Here is a 23,167-nt window from a genome sequence, read left to right as displayed (position 1 = left end):
CCGGGCAGATAGCCCGGCCGCATCCTCTCCATAGGTTGGGTGACGGGCGCAGGTTACCGGATGTTGTAGAGCGCTCTAGCCTCGTCAGGTGTCGCTATGGGGCGGCCCACCTCTCGCGCGATCTCCTGGGCTTGCTGAAGTAGCTCAAGGTTCGTGGGGTTGCGGGCCGGGTCATAGAACAACTCCAACCCAGTCTTGATGTGGCCCCCAAGTTCGATCGCCCTGCGGAGGATCGAGGTGTCGTCGAGTGCCCCCTGGCCCCAGATAGAGATGTACCACGGGTGCTTCACCTTTGCTTCCTCGATCATCCAGAGGTAGTAGTACAAGCTCTCAAGGCTCGGCTTCATGCCGTTCGTCCCGATGGGATCCTTGGCGGTGAGGCCATAGTCTCCGATGAGGTAGAAATCCCACATAGAGCCAGGTGTGGAAAGCCCGTTGTTGACATAGTGCATGGCGTGGCGAAGGTGCCCTGGCTCATAGACGCCGAAGACCATCGGTGAGCCGTAATCACGCAGCATCTTGATTTGGCTGCCAACGCGCTCGTAATTGAATCCGAATTCGGGGCCAATGAGGTAGCCCTCGGCGTCCGTTTCTGTAGCAAAAAGCGTGAGTCCGGTATCGACACAGGCGATCCGGACGTTTGCCTTTTCGATCAGGAAGGGAACGTGCTGGAGTCCGTTCTCGTCGCCTTTGAGGCGAAGGTTATTGCAGGTGGTGGGATACCAGGTAATGTCCGGGTGCTTCTGCAAAACCTGGTCCCAGGTGCGCATGTAGTCCTTGAATGCGTCTTCGCCCATGAGATCAAAACTGGTGTTGTGGGCGTGGATCGCGCCGGCTCCCGCCTCCCAACAACGGATCGCGTCTTCCGCGATCTCGTCATAGGAAATCGGGGTGTTCGGGTTCATTTCTTTCGTGCGAATCCCATTGATGTGCGACTCAATGATGACCGGGTAATCCCAGTGTGGCTTCATATCTGCGTACTTGTCGAGGCCAGTGCCCATGGTTCACTTCTCCTTCTCGTAATGGCTGCATTCCCAGCGATCAACTCATTCGGCGAAACCGGACCACGACATTCGGACCCTGCGCGCAGACTATAGCGCAGGTCAAGAGCGCAACGTGAATCGGCACGCCACCTGACCAGCGTCGGACGTCCGGGAGATGCCGAAACAACTCCGTGATGACTATTTTTCGATCGGCGTGAACGGAAAAGATTCAACGATTACGGCCGGGAGCCGCTGCACGCTAATTCTTCTGAGCTAGCACGATTCGTTGACACGCATCCCTACTTGGGATATAAATGAATATACACTCAGGTACTGAATATTCAATTCTTCGTGTGTGCGACACAGAACAAGGAGGTTCTACATTGTCGAATTCGTTCGATGTTCGTCCCTACGAGATCCGCATCCCCGAGGCAGATCTTGACGACATGATGGAGCGGCTGAAGCGGACCCGATTTCCTCAGGACTTCGCAAACGAGGATTGGCGCTACGGCTACAACACTGAGTATCACCGTACGCTCATCGACTACTGGATCAACGAGTACGACTGGCGCGATGTGGAGCGTCGTATGAACGAGCTGCCACACTTCAAGGTCGACCTGATGGGCGTTCCCCTGCATTTCATCCACGTGCGCGGCAAGGGATCGAATCCAAAGCCGCTGCTTCTCCACCACGGCTGGCCCTGGACTTTCTGGGATGTCCGCAAAATTATCGAGCCTCTGACCGATCCGGTGAAATTCGGCGGCCAGGAATCCGATTCGTTTGACGTGGTTCTGATCTCCCTGCCCGGCTACGGGTTCTCCTCACCACTGACTGAGACGGGCTGGAATTTCTGGAAAACCGCCGATCTCGAGAACGTCCTCATGACGCAGGTCCTCGGTTACGACCGTTACGCCACCGCAGGGGGCGACTGGGGAGCGCTGATCGCCCAACAGCACGGTCACAAGTATGAAACAGACGTCATCGGCGTTTACACGCACTTTCCCGCGCAGATGTCGCATTACCTAGCGGAACACCCCGACCAGCCCGATGGCGTGGAGTACGACGCTGCCTTGGGACTGCCGGCGGCGAGCGAATACTCCGCTGAAGAAGACGGGTGGTTTGATCGCGGCAAGTTGTTCGTTGAGAATGAAAGCGGCTACGGCGAACTCCAATTGACGAAGCCACAGACACTCGCGGCTCTCGTCACCGACTCACCGGCCGCCCAGCTGGCCTGGATCACCGAAAAGCGGTACTTCTGGGGACTCGCGGAACGTGGCAGCGGCACCAAAGCATTCGAGAGCGTCTGGCCCAAGGAAGATCTGGTCACGACCGCCGCGGTGTACTTCCTCACGGGCACGGGCGGGACGTCAGCCCGCTACTACTGGGAGTGCCGCGGAAATCCCTGGACGCCGAGTCATAACCGCTTCCCGGTCGTCGGGGTGCCGACGGCGGTCTCGATCTATCCGGGAGAGATCTACAAGCCTCCGAAAACCTGGACGGAAAAGTATTTCAACCTCAAGCAGTACCGGGTTCACAGCAGTGGTGGTCACTTTGCTCCCTTGGAGGAACCGGAGATCTACGTCAATGACGTTCGTGATTTCTTTCGAACCTTGCGCTGAAGCACGATCCCTCGGTGCCAAATCGTAACGAATCGGTCACGAGTGGGCTATCCGGCAAGATCCTCTTGCGTGCGTATGTAAAATGCCTCTATCCTCACAATGAATCAAAACTAATTCATTGAATAAAAATGCAAACAACCTAATTTCAAGCCTTACCCACCATCAAGGAGTCAACGATGTCTCTAAAAAATAAACGTGGCGCGCTCCGCCTCGCCGCATTCGCGGCTGTCGCTGCGCTCGCGCTCGCCGGGTGCACGTCGACGGCGGGTGGAACCGCTGCTGGTTCCTCCGGGCCGATCGCAAAGGAGGACCTCGTCCTAGTAGCGTCCGTCATCAACACCACCAACCCGTACTTCATTGCCAACATTGAAGGGGCAAAAGCCCTCTCGAAAAAACTTGATATCCCGCTCGAGATCATTGACTCGCAGGGCTCGTCGCAGACTGAAATCTCAAAGATCCAGGCGATTTTGGCGCAGGGCAAGAAGGTCGTCATGTTCGTCAACACCGTTGCTAGTTCGGACACCCCCACAATCGTGGACGCCGTCAAGCGTGCCGGTGGCTACGTATCGATCTGGTGGAACAAGCCGGATAACTTCGAGCCCTGGGACTCGGGTGACAACTTTGTGGCCTTCCAGAAGCACCCCGGCGTGGACTCTGGTCGCTGCAATGCACAGGCGATCGGTGATGCGCTGGGCGGCAAGGGCAACGTCATTATGTTCCCCGGCGTTCAAGACAGCACAACGAGCCAGACGCGTGTCGCCGGCTTCGAGGCTGAAATGCGTGAAAACTACCCCGGGATCAAGATTCTCGAGAACCAGCCGTCAAACTGGGACCCGCAGCTCGCCAACCAGAATGCAAAAGATCTGATCGCGAAGTACGGGGATCAAATCAATGGCGTGTGGAGTGCCGATGACGGCATGCAGCTTGGCGCGATCCAGGCCTTCGACGACGCAGGTCTGCTGGACAAGGTGAAGTTCGCTTCCGATGGCCTGTATCCCGACACGGTGGCCATGATGAAAGAGGGCTACGGCAACAACGCCATCGTCGGGGAAACCTTTCACCGTGGCTACATGGCTTCCGCCATTGGTCTGTACACGGCTTACCTGGCGGCTACGGGAGAAATCGTCCCGTCTGAACTGCCGAAGGAAAAGCGTACGAGCTTCTTTGACATCAAATGTGTGACGCCCGACACCCTCGATGACTACCTGAAGTACGACAGCCCCACTGCTGCAGCTGATTTCGTCGACCAGCTTGTCGAGAATGGCCCGTGGGACACCGAGCCGGCCACCCTCACCGGCGGCGGTGGACCCGAAGTAATGCCCAAGCCGTAACATCACGGCTATTGGATCCGGCCCTCGTCTGATCGACGAGGGCCGGATCAGGCACATCACCATTATGTGATCGGTATCTGCGAGGAGAGTTCTCATGGTTAACAAAGTCTTGTCGGAACAGGGCGCGGGCGGGATAACCACCACCGCGATCAGAATCCGCGAGTCCGGTATCGAGCGTCGCGCTCGTTTCCGAAGTCTCGCCGAGCCATTGAGCTTACTCGTGGCTCTCGCCGTCCTTATCGGTGTTTTTTCCCTACTCAATGAACGTTTTCTGACCGCATCCAACGTTCAAAACATACTGACGCAGTCCGCTATCCCCTTGATCGTTGCCGTGGGAGCGACCCTGGTTATTCTCCTCGGATCTATCGACTTGTCCGTCGAGGGAGTCATGGGAGCCACCGGAATGACCTGGATCCTCCTCAGTGCAAACTCGCGCGGAGGAGTGGACCTTGGGCCATGGGCTTGGGTTATCGCGCTCGGCGTGGCCCTCCTGCTCGGAGTCGCCAGCGGCCTCATTTTCACCGCACTGAAAGTTCCCTCATTCATCGTCACTCTGGGGATGTGGTACGTCGGCCTGGGAATCGCCACCATGCTCTACGGAACCGACCTTCTCCCTCGTCTTGAGGACGAGGGGCTGAAAGGCTGGACCTCGCGAATTAGTTTGGGGCTTCCCAACTCCTTCTGGGTGGCGCTGCTCGTCATTGGCCTCGGCATACTCGTTCTACGCAGCACTCGGATCGGCCGCGTGACCCTCGCGATTGGAAACAGCGAGACGATAGTTCGCTCGGCGGGCCTCCCCGCTTTCCGTGTCAAGGTCGCCGTCTTTGCCATCGCCGCCGTGCTGAGTGGCCTCGGCGGTATCCTCGCCACTGTTCAACTCGACATCGGGTCGCCCACTGTCGGCTCCGGAGTGCTTTTCATCGTCATCCCCGCAGTTGTCATCGGAGGAACTCACCTCAGCGGCGGAAAAGGAGGGATCCTGCGCACAGTATTGGGCGTATTCCTCCTGACGATCCTCAACAACGGACTCATTCTCTCCGGTGTTGAGTCGAGCTATCAGTCGGCCGTTACCGGCGCGATACTGGTCGCAGCCATTGTGTTCGCCGCGTGGTCGCAGCGCGACAGATTGCGGGTGGCAAAGTGAGCGACGTGACCGCACCTCCTGCAGTACTTCACCTCGACGGTGTCTCCAAGAGCTTTGGATCTAATCGTGCCGTTCGGGGTGTGTCCCTGAGTATCCAATCCGGTCAGGTCATTGGACTCATCGGCGAGAACGGCGCGGGCAAGTCCACGCTGCTGAAGATCCTCTCGGGCAACTATCGCCACGACGAAGGAACAATCGCGGTAAACGGGCAGGCAGTCCAGTTCCGCGGACCAGCCGATGCCCTGCGCGCGGGGATCGGGGTCGTTCACCAAGAGCAATCACTGTTCACGAACCTCACTATTGCCGAGAACATTGAGGTCAACACCCCGATCGGCCGGGGCGGTGTCAATCGACTCGGGCTGTACAACTGGCGGCGCCTCTACGCGGACGCGGCAAAGGCCCTCGACCTCATTGGATCGCACCTGGATCCCAAGACGCGAGTCAGCGATCTATCATTCGTTGATCGGCAGATGGTTGAGATCGCACGGGCGATCCGGGTGAGTGCCGCCAGTCACACGACTCCTCTCGTGATCCTCGACGAACCGACAGCGATTTTGGAGAGGACGGAGACCGCGATCCTGGAGAGGGAAATCTCCAAGCTTCGCGACATCGGCTCGGTGATCTTCGTCTCGCACCGACTCGACGAGGTTATGCGCATTTGCGATCGCGTCGTCGTCATGCGCGATGGTGAATTGATCGCCGACCGCCCCGTCGATGACGTGACCGAAGACGAGCTATTCCGCCTCATGGTCGGTCGTGAGACTCACGCCGCCCTTCGAAGTCGGCGCGGTATTGAGCCGGAGAGCAGTCCAATCATCTCGACGCACGACCTCAGTCGGGCGGGCGAATATACAGATGTGTCGATCAATGCCTACCCCGGCCGTGTCCTGGCCATTCTGGGTACCAGCGGCTCAGGCCGCGAGTCCGTGGCGCGAGCGATATTTGGGGCCGAAGGCTTCGATTCCGGATCATTCTCGATTGCGGGCTACTCCGGGCGCCACCTGTCCATCAAGAAGGCCGTTGCCCTCGGTGTGGGCTACGTCCCCGCAGAACGCAAGACTGAGGGAATGGTGGGGGAAATGCCGGCCGATCAGAACATCACGCTCACGCATCCCGGCTCTGCAGCTCTCGGGCCGTTTGAGCTCCCCCATCGCAGAAGGTCTCTGGCACGCATGTGGTTTGAGAAGCTGGACATCCGGCCTCGCGAGCCGGAACATATGCTGCAGGACTTTTCTGGTGGCAACCAGCAGAAGGTCGTTCTCGCCAAGTGGTTGAACTCGACGCACCTGAAGGCGCTTGTGCTAGACCACCCGCTCCGAGGCCTTGATCCAGGTGCGGCCGAAACAGTCAATGCGCAAATCCGGTCGGTATGCGATGACGGGGCCGCGATCATCCTCATTCCCGACACGATCGACGAAGCATTGAACATCGCCGACGACATCGTCGTGATGCGAGACGGTCGGATCTCAGGCGTCTTCGATCTTGGGCACGACAATCCCGCCACCCTGGACCTGCTCGAAAGGATGCTCTGATGTCCAAGATTGACAACGAGACGACTAAGACTGCCGTCCCTGTCCCCGTCCCCGTTCCCGCGCGCGCTAAGTTGCCGTCCGTGAAGCGCATCGGAGGCTGGCATGCCATTGGCCCGATCGTCATCTTCCTCGCGATACTCCTTGTCGTTGCGATCCTCACGCCAGCTTTCATCGGGGGAGGAGGATTAGCGATAATCGCGTCGTCGTCGGCCCCTATTCTCCTGCTGGCCCTCGGGCAGGCAATGGTGCTCAACATCGGGTCGATCGACCTGTCGAATGCCGCGATTGGCCTGTTGGGTGCAATCCTGCTTGCGCTCACGCTCGGGCCCGTAGCGGGTCTGTCGCCGCTGATCGTTCTCCTTGCCACCACGGCTTTCGGAGCCGTGAACGGTTTGATCCTCGCCTATGCGCAGGTACCGTCCTTTGCGCTGACACTCGGCACGCTGGGAATCTTTCAGGCCGTCGCGCTCGTGGCCAGCGGCCGCACGACCGTGTATGTCTCCAGCAACGGGGAGGGCGTTCACTCTTTGTATGAAAGCGGAATCGCGAATGTGCCGATGACGTTCTGGATGGGCGTGCTCCTTGCGGTCGCTCTCTGGGTACTTCTGCGCTACACCCGCGTAGGCCGAGGGATGACGGCCATCGGGAAGAACGAGTCTGCCGCGATCTTCTCTGCGGTCCGAACTCGCTCGCTTAAGGTGCTGGCCTTCGCTCTCTCTGGGTTCGCCGCCGGACTTGCCGGCATCGCGATCATCGCGCAGGCGGGTTCTGCGTCGCCCACGGGCCTCGGCAGCGACCTTCTGCTTCCCGCTATCGCCGCAGCCCTGATCGGAGGCACGTCAATCTCCGGGGGTGTAGTCAACCCGCTCACAGTAATTTTCGGAGCGCTGACCGTTGCCCTCGTTCCTATCGCGACGACCGCCGTCGGCATCGACGCTCAAGCTCAAAGTTTGGTCTACGGTGCGGTCATCATCGGAGTTGTTGCCCTTACGATGTCGCGCAACAAATCAAGCATTGTCAAGTAACCAACAAGAGGGATAACACATGTCTGCAGTGGACGTCTTGGAAGCGACCAACTCTGGCGTGCTCAGAGACCTCGAACCGCGCGAGGTATTCCGATTCTTCGAAGTGCTCACCAGTATCCCGAGAGGGTCAGGGAATGAGAAACAGGTCGCCACTTGGGTCGTGGATTTCGCGCGGTCCCATGGACTTGAGGCGACCAAGGACGACCTGCACTGCGTTCTCGTGCGTAAGCCCGGACAGGGAGGCCTCGAGAAGGCAGCGCCCCTGATCCTGCACGGCCACCTGGACATGGTCTGCGAAAAGGCCGAAGGGATCGAATTCGACTTCGTGAACCAACCGTTGAACCTCGTCGTCGATGGCGAGTACATCTCGGCGACGGGAACGTCTCTGGGGGCGGACAACGGAATCGGAGTGTCGTACATTCTCGCGCTGCTGGAATCGAAGGATATTCCTCATCCGCCGCTGGAGGCAGTACTTACAGCCATGGAAGAGAAAGGAAAGGTAGGTGCCGGACAGTTCAACGTTGCGCAACTTGCTGGGCGCCGCATGATTGACTTCAACTGGATAACCGACGAAGAGATCCTCGCGGGGTGCAGCGGGGACGTGACGTTCACTGTCGATGTCCCGGGCGAGTTCGAATTGGTACCGGAGGCCTTGACCTGCGCGCGCTCGCTGGAGGTGCGCGGGCTCAATGGTGGTCACTGCGAATTTGACATTCAGCTGGAACGGGCGAACGCCCTGCAGGTGCTGGCCCGCGCAGTGCACAGGCTGGCGGGCGCGCATGAGCTGCGCATTGCCAACCCTGTCGGAGGCGCTCAAAATAGTGCGATCCCGGCCGATGCATCCGCTGTCATAGTTTTCAAAGACGCGGACACGGATTCGATCGAGGCACTCATCGCCGCGCTGGACGGAGAGCTCAAGAAAGAGTACGAGGTTTCCGACCCCGCCATTCGTGTCGAGCTGAAGGCTGCCATACGTCCCAATCTTGCGTTTTCGCTCGCTGCTGGGCTTCGTCTCATGTCGGTTTTGCGCCTCATTCCTCATGGGGTGGTCAGCTGGAATCTGCACGTCCCCGGCCGCGTAGAGACGTCAAACAATGTCGGAACGTTGCGGCCGACTCCTGAAGGCGCACGCGTGATGTCCACGGTCACGTCGGCCCTCACCTCGCGGAAACACGAGTTGATCGAGCGAGTACAGGCTCTCGTGGCGCTCGCTGGTGGTGGGGTCGTGTGCGAGCTCTACGGCCTCGACGCTCCGGAGTTTCCGTATCGTCCCGACTCCCGACTCCTGGCTACGGCATCCGAGGCCTACCGCGACGTGCTTGGCAAGGAGCCCAACGTCGAGGTATCGCAGTGTTCTCTCGAGCTCGGTATGTTCAGCAGGAGGGTGCCTGTCACCGATATTATCTCGATCGGTACCGAGCTTCAGGCCCTGCATTCCTCCGCCGAGAGGGTGAATCACAAGTCCGTGGAACGTGTCTGGCCGCTGATCAAGACGGTCGTGTCGCGACTGGGATAGGCACGGATGGTCCGGGACAACGAGGTTGCGGACCATCCCTGCCTGTCCCAGAGATAACTTAGTTCTGCGACTCGAAGGTGAATCCGGGCGGCCGATCGGCTTGACCGGATTGATCGGGCTGTGCAGACGAACGGTAGATGCATGTAGGTTATCCTTACCTAACTAGCTCCCACGTATCGTTCGAAAGTGTTCCGTGTTCCAGACTATGCCCGCTCCACACCTCAGGCTCCTCAGGGGCGCAGACGAGGACGTCGCCTTCGTCGCTGGCGGTGGATTTGTCAGCTATGCCCAGGTGGCCGAGATGGCTGCTGCACGTCGACGCGAGCTGGGCGATGTCCGGCGACTGGTGATGCTGGAGGCGTCCAATGCCGTCGAGTCGATCGTCACGTATCTTGCAGCGTTGGAAGGCGGACACCCCGTACTTTTAGTCCCGCCGGGTGACGACGAAGCATCGCGCACTCTTCGTGCGTCGCTCGCTGACCGGTTCAATCCGGATGTCCTGTTTATTGGCGGCGACGGCGACGGCGAGGGTGGCGCGGCACTGCGGGAGGTACGGCCCGGCTCCGCGCACAGCTTCGCTGACGACCTCGCTCTGCTGGTGAACACGTCCGGGTCGACCGGGACGCCCAAGCTCGTGCGCTTATCGCGACAAAACGTGTTGAGCAACGCACACGCCATTGCGTCGTATCTACGTCTAACCCCCGCTGACCGGGCAGTGACCACGCTGCCATTGCATTACTGTTACGGGCTCTCCGTGTTGAACAGTCATCTCGTGGCCGGAGCGAGCGTTCTCCTCACTGATCGGTCAGTGGCCGACGCGGCGTTCTGGGAGGAGGCCGCGACGCACCGGATCACCTCTTTCGCTGGGGTCCCTTATACCTTTGAGCTTCTCGAAGCGGGCGAGTTCACTGATCGGTTGCCCGCGAGCATCCGCTACCTCACCCAGGCTGGTGGCCGCCTCGCCCCCGACGCGGTGCGCCGCTTTGCACGCCTCGGGGAACGTCGCGGATTCGAATTCTTCGCTATGTACGGGCAGACAGAAGCAACCGCGCGCATGGCGTACGTCCCCGCGGAGTTCGCCGCCCAGGCCGCTGGCACAATCGGCCGCGCCATCCCAGGCGGTCGCTTGCGCATCGATGCCGCGCCGGGAACGGATGTCGGCGAGCTGGTCTACCAGGGCCCCAACGTCATGCTCGGCTACGCAGAAACACCCGCGGACTTCGCACTCGGGCGCAGCTTGCACGAGCTTCGTACCGGCGATCTTGCCCGGCAGCGCGACGATGGCATGTTCGAGGTCGTCGGTCGGCTGAACCGATTTGTGAAGGTGTACGGACTCCGGGTCGACCTTGATTCCGTTCAACGCCTCCTTGCTCAGGAAGGTTTCGAAGCCCGTACCGCGAGCACCGGAGAAGACGTGCTCGTATTCGTCCGTGCGGCCCGCTACGTTGACCGCGTGCGAACCCGCGCCGCTGCACTACTCGGCATTCCCGCTCACGCGATACGTGTCTACTCCATCAGCGAGTTTCCACGCACGGCCAGTGGCAAGCCCGATTGTGTCGCGCTCGTGCGATACGCCGAAACGATCGACGCTCAAAAGGTGTCGGTAGGGGTGATCGGCGGGCAGGGCGCAACCGCCGACGTGATTCGTGACCTGTTCATCGTGCTTCTCGAGCGACCCGACGCGACGATCAGCGACTCGTTCGCCGGGCTGGGTGGGGATTCGTTGAGCTACGTTGAGGTAGCCCTGCGGCTGGAAGATTTGCTCGGGGCGCTGCCGCGGAATTGGCCCATCCAATCGGCTCAGACCCTCGCTTCCTTGGCCGAAGGATCTTCCCCACGTGCTGATCGCACTGCCGTGGGCGAATCGGAGATTGGAGGACCAGCGACAGGCACGGGGTGGTGGGGCCGTCTTTCCCGCGTAGAGACTCCCGCCGTTCTTCGCGCTGTGGCTATCGTTTTGATCGTCGCCACCCATGCCGACCTAATCACAGTGGAGGGCGGCGCGCATCTGCTGCTCGCCGTAGCTGGCTACAACCTTGCCAGGTTCCAGCTTGCCAACGTGGCGGGGGCGACGCGCGTTCGCCGTCTGTTGACGAGCGCAGCCCAAATCGCGGTTCCGGCCGCGCTGTGGATCGGTGCCGTCGCGGTGTTCACCGGCAAGTACACCTGGACCACCGCTTTGTTGGTCAACAATATTGTTCCCGGCGATGGCGGCTGGAACGAGCAATGGCAATTCTGGTTTCTCGAGGCCGCCGTCTGGACGATGCTCGGCCTGGCAGCCATGTTCCTCATTCGCCCACTCGATCGTCTGGAGCGCCGACATCCATGGACGTTTTCCGTTGCCCTCTTTGTGGCAGCGGTAACGATCCGGTTCGCGCTCGTCGGGATCGAAGCGGAAGGTGTTGAACGCTATGCCGTGATCACTGTGCTGTGGTGCTTCGTGCTCGGGTGGGTCATCGCCCGGGCCGACAGCAATGGCAAGCGCCTGGCCGTGTCCGTGGCGGCGATCGTCGCCACCGCCGGTTTCTTCGGGGATCCAGCGCGCGAAGCGGTCGTGGTGGGCGGAATACTGTTACTGATCTGGGTACAGCGGCTGCCAATACACCGGCTCCTCGTGCCTGCCGTGCGACGTCTCGCCAGCGCATCCCTGTTCATCTACCTCACCCACTGGGTCGTCTACCCGGCATGGGAGATGAGTGCACCCTGGTTCGGGACGGTCTTGTCACTGTCCATCGGAGTTGCGGCGTGGTACCTGTATCGCCTGGGTGGCCGAGCGCTGAACTTCACTGTCCCCAGTGGCATCCGGGGCCATAAGTTTGCTTTGGCACGCGGCGACGAATCGTTACGGACAACGGAGTGAAATGCCATCACGTACGGTCTGATGCGACGCCACAATTACTGGTGATGGCCCTAACCCTGGCGTGACGTCTCGCTGAGTGGTGTACACCGTTTAGCGAGGCAAGGCGCGCACCTGTGAACCCGTCATCGCCCATTCCCTGACCCGGATCATGGACAATTGACTGCGGGTCGATGCCGCTACGGACGTATGCTGCGGCGTCTCTTGACCGCGTTCTCCGCTTTCGTCGATTCAGAAAGGTTGCTCAAGTACGAAGTACACCACTCTCGGACGCTCCGGGCTCGTTGTTTCCACACTCGCGTTGGGGACGATGACGTTCGGCGCCGAAACAGGCGCCGAACAAGCTCACGCTCAGCTGGATCACTACACGGAGGCCGGTGGCACCATGATCGAGACCGCCGATGTGTACAGTGGTGGACATTCGGAAGAGATTGTCGGTGAATGGCTGCGCGGCCAAAGTGACGTGGCGCGGAACCGGCTCGTGATCGCGGGCAAGGGGCGGTTTCCGGTCGACGTAGACCCCCGGGATTCCGGCACGTCCCGTCGGCACCTGCGGCGCGCGCTCGAGGGCACGTTGCGGCGGCTGGGCGTAGACCACATCGACCTTTATCAAGTGCATTCGTGGGACCCCATCACCCCGCTGGATGAGACCCTTGGATTTCTTGAATCCGCAGTTCAGTCGGGCAAAATCAGCTACGCCGGTCTGTCGAACTTCCTTGGCTGGCAGATTGCCCAGGCCGCGTCGGCCGCTCGCGGTCGGTTCCCGCTCCTCAATGCAGCCGCAATACAATCTGCTGGTGCGCGAGGTCGAGTGGGAAATCTTGCCGGCCTGCGAAGCCAACGGGCTAGGAGTGCTCCCGTGGTCGCCCCTAGGTGGTGGATGGCTAGCTGGCAAGTACTCAAAAGACCAGCGCCCCTCCGGTGCGACACGCTTAGGTGAGGATCCCCACCGCGGCGTCGAGGCTTACGACCTGCGCTCCGCTCAGGCGAGGACGTGGCGTGTACTCGAGGCGCTGCACGATCTCGCTGACGTTCACAGTCAGTCGATGTCGCGTATCGCACTGGCCTGGTTGAACGCGCAACCAGCAGTCAGCTCGGTAATTCTCGGCGCACGCACCACCAGCCAGCTTGCCGACAATCTCGGCAGCGTCGACGTCGCGCTCACCGCCGACGACATTGCAACGCTCAACACCGCAAGCGACCCCGAGCCCTCGGCTTGGCCCTACGGCGCAGTGGGGCGCGAGCAGCGCTCCCGCGTGCTCGACTAGGTGTAGGAGCCTGCGATTCGTCAGTTTGTTGAGTCGTCGGGCCACTGCGCTCGTCGAAATAGGTCATCAGGGACGCTCGCTGTCCGTCGTCGGCTGGCGGGGAACTCACGTGCGCGGGGAGTTTTTTGTGAATTTTCATGACATTTGTGAACGAGAAAACGTCTTGCTGATGACCGGGTGACACACACCGGACGATTCAGAGGAGCACATCGTGTCGCAACGCAATACTCTCGTTCGAAGCCTGCATGACATCGGATTGGCCGCCTGGTTCGGCGGTTCGCTCATGGGTGCGGTCGGGCTCAACGGTGCAGCTGCAACCGTCAAGGATCCGAAAGAACGTATTCCTGTGGCCACGGTGGGTTGGAAACGCTGGGCTCCCGTGCAGATGGCAGCATTTATCGCGCACGGTGTCGGCGGTGTGGGGCTGATTTTGAGCAACAAGACCCGTCTTGTTGGCCAGCGGGAAGCGCGGGCAAATACCACGGTAAAACTCGTCCTCACCCTCGTCGCCGCCGGCTCATCCATCTACTCGGGCTTCCTCGGGGCTCGAATGGCCGCGCACGCGGGTGAGGGAACCCACGGCATTACTGAGCCGTCGCCAGACTCGTCACCGGAACTGGCATCCGCGCAAGCTCAGCAGCGTGTTTTGCAGTGGCTTACTCCAGCGCTAACCCTCGTTCTGCTCATTCTGGGAGCCCAGCAAGGTGAGCAGCAGCGTCCGGTCGCAGGCTGGATGAAGCGCACAACGAAAAGTTGACGCCCGCTCCGAACGCCGTTCCGGAAACTAATTCGCACCTATTGAATGCATGGAGAGCCGTAATGACAGCTACCACTCAAAGTACTGAAAAGTCGGTCGGAGTACGGCCGGTCGAAAGCGCCCACCACGAAGGGGATCCAGCGTTGAACCTTTACCAGGACCCGTGCGCAGTGGAAGATCTGGAAGTCCGCAATCTGTCCGATCACGAGTGGCGTGTGGGGGATGGGCGATGCCACGAGGGATCGCCAGCGAAGGTGCTGGGTTACATCGAGAAATGTGGTTCTGCTTTTGAAGTTCTGAACCTGAAAAAGCCACGACAGGTTTTCGTATTCGATCGTTTCGAAGCTGCGGTCGCGTCGCTAGCAGTAGTCTCCCCGAACTAGATTTGGTACACGGCGCTGCGGCCATTTCCCCGCGGGCGTTGCGGACCGCGCCGGGCAGGGGCAACGGGAAGGGGATCTGATCTCACACTGCCGGGCCACGGGCAGGACGCTGACCGGGTAGAACGGTGCGGAAGAATCTCGCATGAAATCCGCGCGCCCCTGCCGGACATGCCTCAATATGAGAGTTGTGATCGACACAGAGCGCGAAAAGCGGATGCGCGACCTCGTCCTGCTCGTCGGCGACCCTGTTCGCCGCTACCTGCACCGCCGCACCGACGCTGCGACGGCCGATGACGTGATCGGCGACACCCTGCTGGTGTGCTGGCGCCGCCTTGACGAGGTGCCCGACGATGCCCTCCCGTGGGCGATCGTCGTCGCGCGACAGTGCCTCAGTAATGCCCGACGTGCCGAGCGTCGTCGCATCCGCCTCATTGGCCGCATCATCGCCATCGACCCGCCGCCGGTCGTTGCACACGAGAACGCCGCAACATCCACCGTCGATGCCACCGCCGAGGCGGCCCGTGTGACCACCGCCCTGGCCGGCCTGCGTCGAAACGACGCCGAAATCCTGCGGCTGTGGGCGTGGGACGCGTTGACGAGCCCGCAGATTGCCGTTGTGCTCGGCATCAGCGCGAACGCAGCGGCGATCCGCTTGCACCGTGCGAAGGCGCGCCTTAAGCAGGAGTTACTGAAATCCGGCACCCCGACCGGACATGTAACTCACGACGAAGGGAGCGAAGATGCACGACGATGACCGTGCGCTGCGCGAGCAGCTGCGTGGCGCCGATCCGGCCCGCGCGCTGCTCCCCGCCTCGCCGACGTGGCTCGACCACAGAATGGAGCAGATCATGACCGACCAGTCCCTGACCACCACGACCGTCACCCCCGAGGGGCCGCGACGCACCTTTCGGCGGTGGATGCCGGTGGTCGGCGTCGCCGCGGGCCTCGCCATCGCGGCGGCAATCGTCGCGCCCCTCGTTCTCGGTGGCGCGGAACCCACCGTCGAGGCGCTGCAGCCGCCCATGGGCGGAGACCTCGCGAGCGGCAGCTGCCTCGCGCTCGAGCCGGCGACCGTATCGGCGCAGGAGCAGGCGTTCGCCGCGACGGTACTGCAAATCCGTGGCGGCATCGCGATGTTGGAGGTTACGGAGCGCTTCGCCGGCGACGTCGCCGACCGCGTGGAGGTGGCGCAGGTGGATGCGATGACCTCCGACTTCTCGGGCGTGCCCTTCGAGGTCGGCCAGAGCTACCTCGTCGGCGCAGTCGATGGAACGATGACCGGTTGCGGCGTCACCGGGGCCGACAGCGCCGAGCTACGCGCGGTCTACGATGCCGCGTTCCCTGGCTGATCCACGCGAGCGCGCGCGGGTCCGTATTGAGCGCCTGATCATCCGCACTCCGCCGCCAGGACGGGGTGCCCAGCACCGCATCGAGGCCGAGTGAATCCGGGCGGACGGAATCGTTCTTTGGTCGGTCCAGCCGGAGAGGTCCGATCGCCGCGGTGGTGGTCGGCTACTGCCTCGGTGCGACAGACGTGGCCAATTTCAAACAATTTCAACGTCACCGCACTAGCCCAGATTCGCCTGCGTCCGTATGCTGCCAGGATGACAGACTTCAGCAAGGGCGACCGGGTGAGTTGGGCCACACCTCAAGGACGAACTCAGGGTGAGATAGTCGAGAAAAAGACGAGCAACTTTGACTTTGCGGGCCAGACGTTTCATGCCTCGAAAGACGAGCCGGCATTTATCGTGAAATCTGAAAAGACGGGTGCCGAAGCCGCGCACAAGGCCAGCGCCCTTCGCAAGCTGTCGCCACGTTAGGGCGCGTTCCACTTTGGCAAAATAAAACCTGGCCAGCCTGCGATGGGTTTACAGGAGCACAGCTTCACACTCAATCTTGCGCCTACCGGTTTGTGAAACACACCCAGGCTATTTCGGCCGCGAAAGATTCTTACGCCACGCCGAAAAACTCTGGACAGATCCGGCGTGAGGTTGGGCAAGCCAGGGCCACGGATGAAGCTCCACGGCGGATAGGGCGTATTTCGCGAAGCTTGGGACCGGAGCCCAGGTCATCGCGGCCTTGAGTTCTGGAGCGATCAATCTCGGGTCTCCGAGATGTACGACCACATCGCGCCGCGTCGCCAAATCCTGCAGTGTCTCGACGAAAAAGACCAGCCTCTTGCTCGAAAGCTGAAGTTTTTCAAGAGCTGGTTCGTCGAAGATAAAGACGGCCGGCAATTGTGGATGCGCGAGAAGAGCCGGATCCGCATCGCCCAGCGATTCGACGGTGAGCAAGACCGATTGTGGCGTGGAGCGCTGCACCACAGTGGCGGGACCTTGGGTGGTCGCAAGATCGTCGTCCCGCACGAGCAGCGGAGTCGGATTCGACACTGGGCGCAGATCCATGTCTGGCGGAAAGTTTTGAATCGGGCAGGTGCGGTTGAGGGGGCAGGCGGCACACAACTGAGGCGCGCGCTTCTCGACCTGCCAACGTGCGAACCCGTAGGGTTTGCTCGAGCCGGCGCCAACCGTCCACTGCCACCCCAGCAAGTTGGCAGCGCGAGAACCATCGAGCAGGTGTCGATGAAAATACTCCTGCCCGGCCACCCAGCCCGCTCCGGATCGCACCGTGTACTGCGAGGCGAGCCACATACGAGACTGGTTCACCAGCCAGCCGTCCGTTTCCAGACTCGAAAGAGCCCAGTCAACGCAGGCCATTTCGCGGGGCCAGGCCGCTGGCGCAAATTCCCCCGACCATGCCACGTCGAACCGTAAATTGCGGTGCAGATGCATTCCAACGCGAGCATACAAATGACGGGCATACTCCTGCCAGAGCAATTCGTCCCTAAATTTTGAGGCATCCGGCGCCGGACCCGCTGCGACCGCGTTCCAGGCTTCTTGCAAGGAAAGCAACCCGTGGCGAATGTAGGGCGACAGCCGGGAGGCTCCGCGACCCGATTCCGGAAGTACTCGGTTGCGCGTCGCGGCATACCCGGCCACGTCGAACGCGGCGAGGGCAGCATCCGCGGCCGTTTGGCCACCGCGGATGTCGGGACTCGCCCTGATTCGATCGCTCACGAGGTGCGACAGGTGTCGATTCACAACAGCTTCCGCGGAAACACCAGCAAGGGCAATGATCACTCGGTGATTCTAACGCCCGACGATATGGAAGTTAGAGACAAGATGTCGATCCCGTGCAGGGGTGCAGGTCGGTCGATATAGAAGAAAGAGCTCAGGGAAAAACCCAAAGCCGGTCAATGTTTCGAAAATTCGTTTGCAATTGGCTGGCAAACTCCTGTCGGCCGGAGTACGTTGTGACACATAACCAAGTTAGCTATTTATTCTCGTTTGATTCCCGCCGTTTCGGCGCATGCTCGTGACCAGCAAAGGACATCGTGATACCTGACTCCCTGACCCAGATCCAGTACGACACCATTTATAACGTGTTCTCCCTCGTGATCGCTTCGCAACTGTTCACGTCTGTTTTTCTGGTCATTTGCCTGCCGCGAGTACTTCCGCGCTACCGCCAGGCAATGACCGTCGCGGCTATCGTCTGTGGCATTGCGGCGTACCACTACTTCCGCATTTTTAACTCCTTCACCGACGCGTTTGTTACGGACGCCGTCGGTGGCCGCGGGAGTTACTCGCAAGTCGCCGGAGCATCCTTCAACGAGGGCTACCGCTACGTCGACTGGCTGCTCACCGTGCCGCTGCTGCTGCTTGAGCTCGTGGCCGTTCTGGCCCTGGCGCGCAAGGTGCAAAGCAGTCTCCTGACGCGCCTGATCCCCGCTGCCGCTCTCATGATCGCCCTCGGCTACCCCGGCGAGATGGCCTCTGACAACCTCACTCGCGGCATCTTCGGCCTGCTGTCCTCGATCCCATTCGCGTACATCCTCTACGTGCTCTTTGTGGAGCTGACTCGATCGCTGGAACGTCAGCCCGCCACGGTGCGCAAAACCATAAGCCTGCTGCGCCTGCTGCTGCTGGCCACCTGGGGCGTTTACCCGATTGCCTACCTACTGCCCGGCATCGGCATCGACGGATCCGACGCCTGGGTCGGCCTGCAAATCGGCTACTCCGTGGCCGACATCCTCGCCAAGTGCCTCTACGGCCTGATCATCTACCGCATCGCGCGCATGAAATCCTTCGCCGACGATCAGACCTTCGCCAACTCCGAACTGTCCTTGGAAGACGCTGCAAGCTTCAAGCGTTCCACGACCAACTCGTAGTTGCCGCTGAAGTTCATCGCGGTGCCAGCGCAGCGATCGGCTGGCGGTGAGCCAGCGACCGGAGTCTGAGCCAGTCAGTTTGATGCAGGGACGGCCGTCACTCGGACCGTGGCGCGCCTTCCCCGGACACAATGCTGCGGATAACGGCGATCGGCAGTTTGGGCTTCCGGTTCGCGTCGGTCAGTCCGTTCGTCTCCTGCATGGTGTCCGTGAGCTGGGTATAACAGAAGCCGGAGAGAATTGGGTTGTCCCGAAGACTGCCGACGAGACCTGACACTCGACTTTCGAAGTCCTCATAGCTCGTTGCTGTCGTGTAACCCCAGGAATCATCGGCAGCGTCCGGCGCGAAGCTGACCCCGCCGAATTCGGTGACCATAATCGACTGGCCGTCGATCTCTCGGGGGATGAGCTGAAGGCGCCGGCCGGCCGGCCCCATACCCGCAACCAAGGCACGGATGGCGTCGACGTCCCGGTAGTTGGCATCAAGCTGTTCAGCCGTACCGGCGTAATCATGGATCGTAAGAATGTCAGAAATCGCGTGCTCCCAGCCGTCATTGGAAATGACGGGGCGGCTCGGATCGAGCGATCGGGTCAGATGGTAGAGCGACTGGGCGAAGCTCATCTGGGCGTCGTCATGTGCGATCTGTTGAACGCCCCAACTCTCATTGAGGGGAACCCAGGTGACTATTGACGGATGCGATCGGTCACGGCGCACCACGTCGGTCCATTCGCGGGTGACTCGCGACACTGCCTCCGAAGAGAACTCGTAGGTGCTCCCCATTTCACCCCAAATGAGAAGTCCGAGCCGATCCGCCCAATAAAGAAATCGTGGGTCCTCGACCTTTTCGTGAATTCTAGCTGCGTTGAACCCGAGGGCCTTTATCAACTCCACCTCGGCACGCAAAGCTTCGGCTGACGGGGCAGCGAGATGCGACTGTGGCCAGTAGCCCTGCTCGAGCACCGATCGTACAAAATAAGGTCGGTCATTGAGTAAGAACCTACCGCTGGCGACGCTGGCGCTGCGTAGCCCGAAATACGAGTCAGAATCGTCGAGAACGCTTCCATCCTCAGCAATGATTGACACATGCGCGTCGATAAGTCGCGGATTTTCCGGCGACCATAACAGAGCTTCGAAGACCTGACCGTTTGACTGTCGCGCAATCTGAATGGTTGCCCGAGAGCGAGGCTCCAGGGTCGAGTAGGACTGCCTGGCAAGGATTTCGCCCGCGATGGACAGTTCTACCTGCACGCTTACTCCGGTCGCCGGTCGTCGGCTCAGGCCCACCTCGATTTCAACGTTCCCGGCCTGTGCATTCGGGGTCCAATTCAGTGCCTCGATGCGCTGGTCCGGCACGGACTCGAGCCAGACCGGCTGCCAGATCCCTGTCGTACGGTGGTACCAAATCACGTGCGGCTCTTCAAGCCAGTCCTGTTTGCCGCGCGGCTGAGCGACGTCGTGAGGGTCATCCTCAGCACGAACTACAAGCACGCAGTCCTTGTGGAGCGTTAGCGCTTCGGTGACGTCAAAAAAGAATGGCGTCTGGCCGCCCTCGTGTGACCCGATGAACTGGCCATCGATCCATACAGATGCGCGGTAGTCGACCGCCCCAAAATGCAATATCACTCGGTCACGCTCTAGAGATCGACCACTCGCGGCTATGTCTTCTGTGCTGATGACGCGCGAGTACCAGACGACAGGGTGGAAGCCAGGGTCATTGATTCCGGACATCTCCGACTCGGGGGGAAATGGAACTGTGATGACCTGGCTGAGGTGCGAAGCATGTGCGAACCAGCGTTCGGTTTTGCCAATGTCCCGGTCGTCGTGTTCGAATGCCCACTTGCCGGCGAGGTCGTGCCAATTCGGGCGGACAAGTTGGGGGCGGGGGTATACGCCACCCTGGGCACTGGCAGAAATCCGGAGAGAACGCGACATACCGCAATCATGCCGCCAAATTACAGCGCTGTAAAGTTTCGCGAAATTGAGGATGCTACGGAGTAAGTGGAGCGCTCTCGCGCACCGCGAGCGAATGCCCCGCGATCATGTGCCGACCAACGCCTCGGTATCCAGCAATCCGTTCCTCGAGAAGATCGAAGGCAGCCGCGACAAGTTCGGTCTTTTTCGGCGCCACCGAGGTGAGGGTCGGGGAGGTGTATGCAGCCAGAAAGGTGTTGTCCCAGCCGACCACAGCCACGTCTCCGGGTACCGATCGGCCGGAATTATGGAGGGCCTTCAGTGCGCCGATCGCGAACCGGTCGTCGCGGCAGACCACACCGTCGAAATGCACCCCGCGCTCGATCGCCTCAGCGACTGAACTAAGGCCAGCTTCCGCTGTGAATTCCAGCGCAGTGAAGACGAGCTCGGGATCCAATCGAATCCCTGCTTCCAGCAGGCCCTGTTGGTAGCCAAGAAGACGCTGATTCGTCGAACCAGTGATGTCGGCCGCGATGACTCCGAGGAAAGCGATGCGGCGGCATCCGCTTGCCAGAAGATGCCGCGTAGCATCGAGAGCGGCCGAGACATTGTCGATCATCACGTGGTCGGTCATAACTGGCATAGCGGCCTCGCCGAGTAAAACCAGGGGAGTGCCAGCATCGAGCCTGGCAATGTCGAGCGTTTCCATGCGGACGGGGTGAAAGATCACGCCGTCGACCAACCCCGCTTCGCGATCGCTGAGTACCGCTCGCTCTAAATCAGGATCGCTCAAAGTCTGCTCGATGATGACGCGGTATCCCCGCCGAGTTGCTTCCTCGGCCAGATGGCGTGAAAGCTCCGAAAAGTACGGGTGGTCGATTTCCGGGATGGCCAGGGCAATCATTCCGGTTTTGCCGGTAGCCAGGCGCCGTGCCGTCAGGTTGGGGCGATACCCGAGCTGGTCAATGGCGGCTTGCACCTTTTCGCGAAGGGCTGGGGCCACATGGGGATAGCTGTGAACGACGTTCGAGACGGTCTTCATGGACACGCCCGCCAGTTCAGCAACGTCAATGAGTCGAATTCTTGCCATATTGGTTCCGTCCAGTCCGGTCCATCCTAGGGCGGCTGCGGCCGGCGCTGGAAACGGCATGTACGTCGCATGTGCACGATGTAGACAAATATCTTTCTAGCGCTGTACATTGTCGGAAGGCGCTTGTTTGCCGCACCATGACGTGCGGGGAGAATGTAGCCGGCTTTGCGCATGAGTCGCGGAGCAATGTTTTCGATGAGGAGGACGAACGATCATGAAGCAGAAAGACTTCTCCGGGCGACGAGTACTCGGGGTCACCGCTCTCGGTGCCGCACTCGCGCTGGTTCTCGCCGGATGCTCCGCGGGCGGAGCCGAACAGACGGCGAGTGAGCCCTTCACCGGTGAATACGCCGGGCCTGAGGTTGAGCTGTCTTACTGGAACGGATTCACCGGTGGTGATGGCCCGTTCATGGAGACGATGGTCGCTGAGTTCAATGCCGAACACGACAACATCAAGGTTGTCTCAAACACGATGCAATGGACTGACTTCTACCAGCGCCTTCCCGCCGCAGTGACCGCTGGAGAGGGCCCGGACGTCGGCGTGATGCACCTGGACCAGCTCGCGACCAATGCTGCGCGAAACATCATCGTACCGATCGACGATCTCACCGAGGAGTTGGGTCTGACGTCGGATGACTTCACCAAGGACGTCTGGAATGCCGGCGTCTACAAGGACGCCCGATACGGCGTTCCGCTCGACGTGCACTCCCTGGCCATGTACTACAACACCGAACATTTCGCTGCAGCGGGGATCACGGCGGTCCCAACCGATGCGGCTTCCTTGCAAGATGCGCTCGTCAAGCTTCAGGCAGCTGGCTATGAAACTCCCTTCTGGATGCCGACGAGGTGGCCGAGCCACCTCATGAATCTCTCCGTGCTCTGGCAGAACGGCGGTGAACCGTACGGCGACGACGGAGCAACGTTCGATTCAGCGGCCGGGGTAGAGGCACTTGAGTGGCAGCGCTCCATCGTGGACGACGGATATAGCCCGAGTGACGTCGCTATCGACTCTCAATATGTCGCGTTCAAGAACGGTGAGACCTCGATCACCTGGGATGGCATCTGGCAGATCAACGATCTCGCCGAGTCCGGTCTTCCGTACGCGGTCGCCCCGATTCCCACAATCGGCGAAACAGACGCTGTGTGGGCCAACTCACACAACTTCTTCCTTCCGCGCCAGAGCAACGCCGACCAGAACAAGGTCAACGCGTCGAAGGTCTTCATCGCCTGGATGAGCGAGCAGTCGGCTGAGTGGGCAGGCTCGGGCATGATCCCCGCTCGTCAGTCAGTGCGCGATGCGGGCGCACTCAAGGGGCTCCCGCAGGAAGCAATCGCGGAGACGATCGATTCGATGCGTTTCCTGCCGCCCATTCCCGGGATCGGCCAAGTGCAGGCCGAGACCCTCGAAATCGCCGTCGCCGACGGGGTTCAGGGAACGACAACGCCGAGTGAGGCGCTCAAAAAAGCCGCCGACTCGGCGACGCAACTCATGGACGACAACAAAGCCTCGTTCGGGGGCTGA

General features: G+C 60.6%; 20 protein-coding genes. 16 read left to right on the top strand and 4 right to left on the bottom strand.

The annotated features are described in order from the left end of the window. Window positions 1-53: 53 nt before the first annotated feature. Window positions 54-1,001: a beta-keto acid cleavage family enzyme gene (locus E3T51_RS15495; RefSeq protein WP_134530623.1), complete on the bottom strand. Its 948-nt coding sequence runs from the start codon at window positions 999-1,001 to the stop codon at window positions 54-56. 365 nt (window positions 1,002-1,366) lie between these two features. Here E3T51_RS15495 and E3T51_RS15490 point away from each other — a divergent pair, with 365 nt between their 5' ends. From E3T51_RS15490 to E3T51_RS15435, 14 genes are all read left to right on the top strand, one after another. Then, window positions 1,367-2,602, top strand: a complete 1,236-nt coding sequence (locus E3T51_RS15490) for an epoxide hydrolase family protein (protein ID WP_166806514.1) — start codon at window positions 1,367-1,369, stop codon at window positions 2,600-2,602. 176 nt (window positions 2,603-2,778) lie between these two features. Next, a complete protein-coding gene (locus E3T51_RS15485; protein WP_134530621.1) occupies window positions 2,779-3,933 on the top strand; it encodes a sugar ABC transporter substrate-binding protein in 1,155 nt (384 codons plus the stop codon). Window positions 3,934-4,027: 94 nt separating this feature from the next. Further along, window positions 4,028-5,077, top strand: coding sequence for an ABC transporter permease (locus E3T51_RS15480; RefSeq protein WP_104191343.1), 1,050 nt, complete (start codon window positions 4,028-4,030; stop codon window positions 5,075-5,077). Between the two features lie 5 nt (window positions 5,078-5,082). Further along, on the top strand, window positions 5,083-6,609 hold the full coding sequence (locus tag E3T51_RS15475) for a sugar ABC transporter ATP-binding protein (protein WP_166806513.1): 1,527 nt from the start codon (window positions 5,083-5,085) through the stop codon (window positions 6,607-6,609). Next, the gene (locus E3T51_RS15470) at window positions 6,609-7,634 is read left to right on the top strand and encodes an ABC transporter permease (protein ID WP_134530619.1); all 1,026 of its coding nucleotides are present in this window, start codon (window positions 6,609-6,611) and stop codon (window positions 7,632-7,634) included. Before E3T51_RS15475 ends, E3T51_RS15470 begins: the two co-directional genes overlap by 1 nt. A 19-nt stretch (window positions 7,635-7,653) precedes the next feature. Further along, window positions 7,654-9,150, top strand: coding sequence for a beta-Ala-His dipeptidase (pepD, locus tag E3T51_RS15465; RefSeq protein WP_134530618.1), 1,497 nt, complete (start codon window positions 7,654-7,656; stop codon window positions 9,148-9,150). A 205-nt stretch (window positions 9,151-9,355) separates the two neighbouring features. After that, window positions 9,356-12,010, top strand: coding sequence for an AMP-binding protein (locus E3T51_RS15460; protein WP_134530617.1), 2,655 nt, complete (start codon window positions 9,356-9,358; stop codon window positions 12,008-12,010). 307 nt (window positions 12,011-12,317) lie between these two features. Then, on the top strand, window positions 12,318-12,947 hold the full coding sequence (locus tag E3T51_RS15455) for an aldo/keto reductase (RefSeq protein ID WP_338145166.1): 630 nt from the start codon (window positions 12,318-12,320) through the stop codon (window positions 12,945-12,947). Further along, a complete protein-coding gene (locus tag E3T51_RS17455) occupies window positions 12,829-13,275 on the top strand; it encodes an aldo/keto reductase (RefSeq protein ID WP_338145168.1) in 447 nt (148 codons plus the stop codon). The genes E3T51_RS15455 and E3T51_RS17455 overlap by 119 nt, the downstream gene beginning before the upstream one ends. Window positions 13,276-13,486: 211 nt before the next feature. Continuing rightward, entirely contained in the window at window positions 13,487-14,032 is a 546-nt protein-coding gene (locus tag E3T51_RS15450; protein ID WP_134530616.1) for a hypothetical protein, read from the top strand. 62 nt (window positions 14,033-14,094) lie between these two features. Continuing rightward, window positions 14,095-14,415 carry a hypothetical protein gene (locus tag E3T51_RS16860; RefSeq protein WP_166806512.1) on the top strand — a complete coding sequence of 107 codons (321 nt, stop codon included), beginning with the start codon at window positions 14,095-14,097 and terminating at the stop codon, window positions 14,413-14,415. 187 nt (window positions 14,416-14,602) lie between these two features. Further along, window positions 14,603-15,169 (top strand): RNA polymerase sigma factor, encoded by a 567-nt coding sequence (locus tag E3T51_RS15445; protein ID WP_134530615.1) that lies wholly within the window; start codon window positions 14,603-14,605, stop codon window positions 15,167-15,169. After that, complete coding sequence (locus tag E3T51_RS15440; RefSeq protein WP_104191337.1) at window positions 15,156-15,764, top strand: hypothetical protein; 609 nt, start codon at window positions 15,156-15,158, stop codon at window positions 15,762-15,764. Before E3T51_RS15445 ends, E3T51_RS15440 begins: the two co-directional genes overlap by 14 nt. A gap of 255 nt (window positions 15,765-16,019) precedes the next feature. Then, window positions 16,020-16,235, top strand: a complete 216-nt coding sequence (locus E3T51_RS15435; protein WP_104191336.1) for a hypervirulence associated TUDOR domain-containing protein — start codon at window positions 16,020-16,022, stop codon at window positions 16,233-16,235. A 108-nt stretch (window positions 16,236-16,343) separates the two neighbouring features. On the opposite strand, the gene E3T51_RS15430 is transcribed toward E3T51_RS15435, so the two are convergent. Beyond that, window positions 16,344-17,414: an FAD-binding domain-containing protein gene (locus E3T51_RS15430; RefSeq protein ID WP_255453249.1), complete on the bottom strand. Its 1,071-nt coding sequence runs from the start codon at window positions 17,412-17,414 to the stop codon at window positions 16,344-16,346. A gap of 395 nt (window positions 17,415-17,809) precedes the next feature. On the opposite strand from E3T51_RS15430, the gene E3T51_RS15425 reads away from it, so the two are divergent. Beyond that, window positions 17,810-18,643 (top strand): bacteriorhodopsin-like, encoded by an 834-nt coding sequence (locus E3T51_RS15425; RefSeq protein ID WP_104191335.1) that lies wholly within the window; start codon window positions 17,810-17,812, stop codon window positions 18,641-18,643. A 97-nt stretch (window positions 18,644-18,740) separates the two neighbouring features. Here the strand turns inward: E3T51_RS15425 and E3T51_RS15420 are convergent, their stop codons facing one another. Continuing rightward, the gene (locus E3T51_RS15420) at window positions 18,741-20,576 is read right to left on the bottom strand and encodes a glycoside hydrolase family 2 protein (protein WP_134530614.1); all 1,836 of its coding nucleotides are present in this window, start codon (window positions 20,574-20,576) and stop codon (window positions 18,741-18,743) included. A 55-nt stretch (window positions 20,577-20,631) separates the two neighbouring features. Next, the gene (locus E3T51_RS15415; RefSeq protein ID WP_104191333.1) at window positions 20,632-21,645 is read right to left on the bottom strand and encodes a LacI family DNA-binding transcriptional regulator; all 1,014 of its coding nucleotides are present in this window, start codon (window positions 21,643-21,645) and stop codon (window positions 20,632-20,634) included. Window positions 21,646-21,859: 214 nt separating this feature from the next. Here E3T51_RS15415 and E3T51_RS15410 point away from each other — a divergent pair, with 214 nt between their 5' ends. Then, a complete protein-coding gene (locus tag E3T51_RS15410) occupies window positions 21,860-23,167 on the top strand; it encodes an ABC transporter substrate-binding protein (protein ID WP_134530613.1) in 1,308 nt (435 codons plus the stop codon).

The organism is Cryobacterium serini (genome assembly GCF_004404025.1).
Lineage (GTDB): Bacteria > Actinomycetota > Actinomycetes > Actinomycetales > Microbacteriaceae > Cryobacterium > Cryobacterium serini.
The sequence above is the reverse complement of the archived record's forward strand: the minus strand, read 5'-3'. Positions and strand labels throughout refer to the sequence as shown.